The organism is Pontimicrobium sp. MEBiC01747 (assembly GCF_053601635.1).
Genome location: NZ_JBSHNS010000187.1, coordinates 1 through 7,625 on the forward strand (window position 1 = coordinate 1; position 7,625 = coordinate 7,625).

Annotated in this window: 1 protein-coding gene; it reads left to right on the forward strand. The window is 34.6% G+C overall.

All coding sequences use genetic code 11. The features are described 5' to 3' along the window. Positions 1–7,625 (forward strand): amino acid adenylation domain-containing protein (locus ACVC2P_RS06095; protein ID WP_452597589.1); only part of this gene is annotated, 7,625 nt, incomplete at both ends.

Consider the following 7,625-nt stretch of genomic DNA (forward strand, 5'->3'; position numbering starts at 1 on the left):
ATATAGTCCCTAGAGAAGACCTATTAGATATAGATAAGTTTAAAACAATATTAGTAGAAAAAGAAATAACACATTTACATGCCGTACCATCGTTTTTAGGAGAAATTCCTTTTGTACCAAATACAAAACTAAAGCGAATAATTTCTGGAGGAGATGTATTCGATTATAGAGTTTTAGAAACATGGGCAAATAAAGGCATAAGAATAATAGATAAATATGGCCCAACCGAAACAACTGTAAGTGCCATACAAAGAGATTTAGAATACCCATTACAAAATAAAAGTATAGGGAAACCACTAGGCGATACCAAGTGTTACGTAGTAGATAAAGCAAATAACCTTCAGCCAATTGGGGTTGCAGGAGAGTTATGCATAGGTGGTACAGGCTTATCTAGAGGCTATTTAAATAGACCAGATTTAACAAAGGATAAATTTATAGACAACCCTTTTGGAGAAGGGAAAATATATAAAACAGGAGATTTAGTACGCTGGACACCAGAAGGAAATATAGACTTTTTAGGTAGAATAGATAATCAAGTTAAAATTAACGGATTTAGAATTGAGCTAGGAGAAGTAGAAGCCACAATTAACACAAGTAACCTTATAGATAACTGTGCAGTTATAGCAAAAGAACATGCAGGAAGCAAACAATTAGTAGCTTATTGTGTATTTAATACTACTAATGAAGAAGCGTTAATTCCTGAGTTAAAAACATATTTATCTCAATTGCTACCAGATTATATGGTACCAACATATATAATAGCAATTAAAGAGTTACCATTAACTCCTAACCAAAAAATAGACAGAAAAGCACTTTTAGAACAAGCATTAGTTATAAATAGTGAAGAAGAATATGTTGCGCCAAGAACAAAAACAGAAGAGCAATTAGCTACAATATGGCAAAATATTTTAAAAATTGATCGAATAGGAATTTATGATAACTTCTTTGAACTAGGAGGGCATTCTTTGTTAATAATCAAACTATTATCAGAAATAAAGAAAACCTTTAAAATAAAATTAGAACTATCCACAATATATGAAGCCCCTATATTAAACCAATTAGCAAAAGCAATAAATACAGAAGACGAAGGAGAAGAAGATATTATTACCGTAATAAATAACAGGGAAAATGCAATACTATCATTCGCGCAACAACGCTTATGGTTTTTAGCCGAATTAGGTCAAGGAGAACAATACCATATTCCAGAATTACTAAGAATAAAAGGACAATTAGACGTATCAGTATTAGAAAGAAGTCTAAACTATTTAATAAATAGACATGAAAGCTTACGAACTATATTTCGTAAAAATGAACAAGGAGAAGCTTTCCAGTATATATTAAAAGAAGGAAGAATACAAATAGAGCAAGAAGATTATAGCCATTTAACACCTTCAGAAAAAGAAACTACGCTAAGAAAATACTCTAAAGCATTTATAGATAAACCATTCAATTTATCAAACGGCCCTTTAATTAGAGCAACAGTAGTAAAATTAGCAGAAACAGAATATGTATTTGGTTTATGCATACATCATATTATTGCAGATGGGTGGTCTTTAAGCATCTTTAGAAAAGAGCTTAACGAAATATATTCATCATACATACGTGAAGAAGCAATTATATTACCAAGCTTGCCAATACAATATGCAGATTATGCAGCGTGGCAACAAAAGCTATTTAAAAAAGACAGTTATATAAAAGGATTAGCACATTGGAAATCTCATTTACAAAATCATAAAGACCTATTATTACTTACAGATTACCCAAGACCAAAACAATTAAAAGGCGAAGGGAAGCGTATAAATAAGGTTATAGATACTAGAACAAAAGCACAATTAGCAATATTTAATAAAGCCACTGGCGGTACATTATTTACCAGTTTATTAACAAGCGTATTTATTGTATTGTATAAATACAGTGGACAAGATGATATATGTGTAGGAATACCAGCTGCAAATAGATCGCATAGAGACACCGAAAGGTTAATAGGCTTCTTTGTAAATACATTAGTAAATAGAATACAATTTAAAACAAATGAAACATTACTAGACGTTTTTAATAATGTACAAAAAGAACTAATAAGGAGTCAGCAATATCAAAACATACCATTCGATAAAGTGGTTGAGGCAGTACAACCCAATCGAGAAACAAATGTTAGCCCTATTTTTCAAGTAATGGTTAACTACCTTAAAAAAGAAGAAGGGGTAAAACTAGGAGAAGCTTCAACAACTTTTGAGAATATAGACTACGATAAGGCAAAGTTCGATGTAACAATAGATTTTATAGATACGCAAAACGAAGGATTAATACTGTCTGTTAATTATAACACAGAATTATTTGAAGAGAATACTATAGAGCGATTTACAAGCGCTATTCAGTATGTGTTATCTAATATGATAACAAAATCTGAAATGCTTTTAGAAGATTTTAGTCTGGTAACAGATGAAGATGAACTATTGTTAAAAGAATTTAATAATACAATAACAGGCTATCCTAAACAAAAAAGCATTTATGAGCTATTTGAAGCGCAAGCAAAAGAAACACCAAATGCAACAGCTGTAATATTTAAAGAAGAAACAATAACATATAAAGCGTTAGACAACCGCAGTAAACAATTAGCATTATACCTACAAGAACAAGGCGTAGAACAAGAAACCTTTGTGGGAATTTGTATGGAACGATCAATAGAAATGATGGTTGCTATCTTAGGAATATTAAGAGCAGGAGGAGCATATGTTCCTATAGATCCAGAGTACCCAAAAGATAGAATTAATTATATGCTTACAGATAGCATTGTAGAAGGTAATACAACAAATTCTGTAAAACTATTATTAATTCAAGAACACTTAAAACGTACAGTATTAGATAAAATAGAAGACACTATAACCACAATTTCATTAGTAAAAGAATGGGAAGACAATAAAGCAGTTACAGAAGCAAAAGGAACATTAAAAAACAAAGTAGCAGCTAATAACTTAGCTTATGTAATATACACCTCAGGATCTACAGGGAAACCAAAAGGCGTAATGGTAGAACACCGTAGTGTTGTAAGATTAGTTAAAAATTCTAATTACTATCAATTCTCTTCAAACGATACTATTATATCAACAGGAGCATTTTCATTCGATGCTACAATATTTGAATTCTTTGGACCATTATTAAATGGAGGGACGTTAATATTAGCAGAACAAAACACACTATTAAATAGTTGGTCGTTAGCTAAAATTATATCAGATAATAAGGTTAATATTATGTGGATTACCTCTAGCTGGTTAAATCAATTAATAGATTCAGATATAGAACTATTTAGAACACTTAAAACTATTTTAACAGGAGGAGAACGCATTTCTCCAACACACATAGAAAAATTAAAAAGTACATATCCAAACCTAAAGGCAATAAACTGTTACGGACCAACTGAAAACACTACATTTTCAACAACATTTAATATTGAAGAAGTTAATGGAGATATTTCAATTGGAGCACCAATAAATAATGATAAAGTACATATAGTAAATACAAAACATAAATTACAACCAGTAGGAGTTTCTGGAGAGTTATGTATAGCAGGAGATGGTCTAGCAAGAGGTTATTTAAATCGCCCAGATTTAACACAAGAAAAATTTATAGATAACCCTTTTGGAGAAGGAAAACTATATAAAACAGGAGATTTAGCACGATGGAAATTTAATGGACAAATAGAATTTCTAGGACGTATAGATAGTCAAGTAAAACTAAGAGGGTTCCGTATAGAATTAGGAGAAATAGAAACCCTATTAAATACACAAAATAATGTACAAAATAGTACTGTTATAGTCAAAGACCATTTAGGAAGTAAACAATTAATAGCCTATTGTGTATTAATAGATAAAACAAAAACACTAGATGTTTTAAATATAAAACAACAACTGTCTGTTAGCTTACCAGAATATATGGTGCCAACTTTTATTCTAGAAGTAGAAGTATTACCATTAACATCTAACGGAAAAGTAGATAGAAAAGCATTACAAAATTTAAAAGTTGAATTTAACGGACTAAATGAATACGTAGCACCAGAAACAGAAATAGAAAAGAAACTTGCTAGAATTTGGGAAGAAATTTTAGAAGTAAATCAAATAGGATTGTCAGAAAACTTTTTTGAACTAGGAGGGCATTCATTATTAGTAACAAAATTACTCTCAAGAATAAATAAAGTTTTTAATATAAACTTAGAACTAGCAACAGTATATCATACCCCATTACTAGGGCAGTTATCCCAAGTTATAGCCACTAGTAAAACAACAACATTACCTAGAATAACAGTTGTAAAAAACAGAGTCCAACTACCACTATCCTTTGCACAACAACGCCTATGGTTTTTAGCAGAGCTAGGACAAAGCGAAAGGTACCACATACCAGGACTATTAGAAATAAACGGTGCGCTCAACATAGCGTACTTAGAGCAAAGTATCAATGCATTAGTAGCACGCCACGAGTCATTACGCACAACCTTTAAAAAAGACTCAGAAGGAATAGCCTACCAAGACATAGCAAGCAGTTTAGTTTTAACAATAGAACAAGCAAACTATAGTAAGTTAAAACCAGAAGAAAAGTCAAAAGCAATACAAGCACACAGCGATAAGTTTATAAAAGCCCCATTTAATTTATCAGAAGGGCCATTATTACGCGTGTTATTACTAACCACAGGAAAAGATAAGTATGTTTTAGGGTTATGCATGCATCATATCATCTCAGATGGTTGGTCTTTAAACATTATGGTAAAAGAATTAAATGCACTGTATTTATCCCAAACAAGAGGAGAAGCCGTAGCACTAGCACCCTTACCAATACAATACGGTGATTATGCAGTATGGCAACGCGAGTTGTTTGCCAGTAACCACTACAGCGAAGGCCTATCCCACTGGAAAGAACACTTAGCCGGTTATAGCGATTTAGCATTGCCAACAGACTATACCCGCCCAAAAGTAGGGACAGGTCAGGGCGCACAAAAACGCGTAACACTCGCCCCAGCACTAAAAGAAGAATTAAACCAGCTAAGCCTAACCATAGGTGGCACGCTATTTACAAGCCTGTTAAGTAGTGTATACATCCTATTGCATAAATACAGCGGTCAAGACGATATTTGTATCGGCTTACCAGTAGCCAATCGCGGACACCATGCCGTAGAAGGACTTATAGGATTCTTTGTAAACACACTAGTAAACCGTATCAAATTAAAAAGAGAGGCTGATCTAGAAACCCTAATAAAAACAGTCCAAAAAGAATTAATACGCAGTCAAGAATACCAAGACATTCCGTTTAATAAAATAGTAGAAGCCGTACAACCAGAACGCCAAACCAGTAAAACACCAATCTTTCAAGTTATGGTTAACTACGTTCAATTAAACGAGACGCTAGAATTAGGCGAAGCCGAAGTAATAAGAATAGCAGAAGAAGGAAGTACTAATGTAAAATTCGATTTAAACCTAAGCTTTTTAGACCATGCAGAAGAACCATTACAATTAGCCTTAGACTATAATACCGATATCTTTACAAGAGAAACAGCAGACCGTTTATTAACCAGTTTAGTATATATTCTTAATACGTTAGCAAAATCAAAGACAGTCTCATTACAAAACTATAATATATTAAGCCCAGAAGAAGAAACAAAATTACTGAGAGGATATAACGCAACAAAGTCAAACTATAATAAAGAAGAGCTCATACATGAGCAATTCGAAGCCCAAGCAAAAGCCACACCAAAAGCCACCGCAGTCCTTTTTGAAGACAGAAGCCTAAGCTATGATGCCTTAGATAAAGCCTCAAACCAATTAGCCCATTACTTACAGCGTCACTATACCATAAGCCCAGGAACCCTAATAGGCGTTAAATTAGAACGTAATGAAACCCTAATAATAAGTCTATTAGCCGTATTAAAAACAGGAGGAGCCTATGTACCATTAGATGTCAACTATCCAGCAGAACGAATCGCTTACATAGAACAAGACAGTAATAGTGCGTTAGTATTAGACGAAACAATCTATAACAATTACTTGAAAGAGCAGGAGAATTATGCAACCCATAAAGTAAAAAATAACACCCGCTCAACAGACCAAGCCTATATCATTTACACCTCAGGAACGACCGGTAAACCAAAAGGCGTTATAATAAGCCATAAAAACGCAACAGCCTTAATACATTGGGCCCAAAAAGAATACAACAGCAATACCTTTAGTACAGTATACGCCTCAACCTCACACTGTTTTGATTTATCCATATACGAGATGTTCTACACCCTATCCGTAGGGAAAACCATCCGTGTTTTAAACAATGCCTTAGACATCGCCAAACACCTAGACAACGATAAAGAGGTTGTTATAAACACAGTGCCATCCAGTATACGAACCTTACTAGATGAAGGCGTAGACTTAAGCCCAGTCAGTATCATAAACCTAGCAGGAGAGCCATTTCCATTAGAAATAGCACAACAATTACAACGCACAAGAGCAGAAGTCCGTAACCTGTACGGTCCATCCGAAGACACCACATACAGCACCCATTATAAACTAAGTAAAAGCAAAACCTATAACACAAGCATCCCAATAGGGCGTCCAATAGCCAATACCCAAGCCTACATACTAGACAAGGGGCACCAATTAGTACCATTAGGCGCAATCGGTACCCTTTACCTCTCAGGCGAAGGCATCACACAAGGCTATTTAAACAAGCCAGAAATAACGGCAGCACGTTACGTGCCTAACCCTTACAAAGAAGGCAGTACAATGTACAACACAGGCGATTTAGCCAGATGGTTATCAGACGGCACAATAGAATACCTAGGCCGAGAAGACGACCAAGTTAAAGTCCGCGGCTATAGAATAGAACTAGGCGAGATAGAAACCGCATTAAACAACCAAGCAAACATAAAAGAAGCTGTAGTTATAGCCAAAGCACACTTAGGGAGCAAACACCTAGTGGCCTATTGCGTGTTAGAAGCCCAATCACTATTAGAAGTCCAAGCAATAAAGGACAACCTTTCGGTAAGCCTACCAGAATATATGGTACCAAACTTTATTATAGAAATAGATAAAATCCCATTAACCCCAAACGGCAAAACCGATAGAAAACAATTAGAAACGCTAAGCCTAGAAGTAGAAAGCACTACCCAATATGTAGCGCCAGAAACAGCAGTAGAGCAGCAATTAGCAATACTATGGTCTAAGCTATTAGAACTAGAAGAAGGAACAATAGGAAAACACGATAACTTTTTCGAGTTAGGCGGGCACTCACTATTAGTAACCCGATTACTATCAAAAATACAAGAACAATTTAAAGTAAAACTACAACTCTCTCAGGTATTTAGCACCCCATTACTAGGGCAGTTATCCCAAGTTATAGCCACCAGTAAAGCAACAATATTACCTAGAATAACAGTTGTAAAAAACAGAGTTCAACTACCGCTATCCTTTGCACAACAGCGCCTATGGTTTTTAGCAGAGTTGGGACAAAGCGAAAGGTACCACATACCAGGACTATTAGAAGTAAACGGCGCACTCAACATAGCACACTTAGAGCAAAGTATCAATGCATTAGTAGCGCGCCACGAGTCATTACGCACAACCTTTAAAAAAGACTCAGAAGGAATAGCC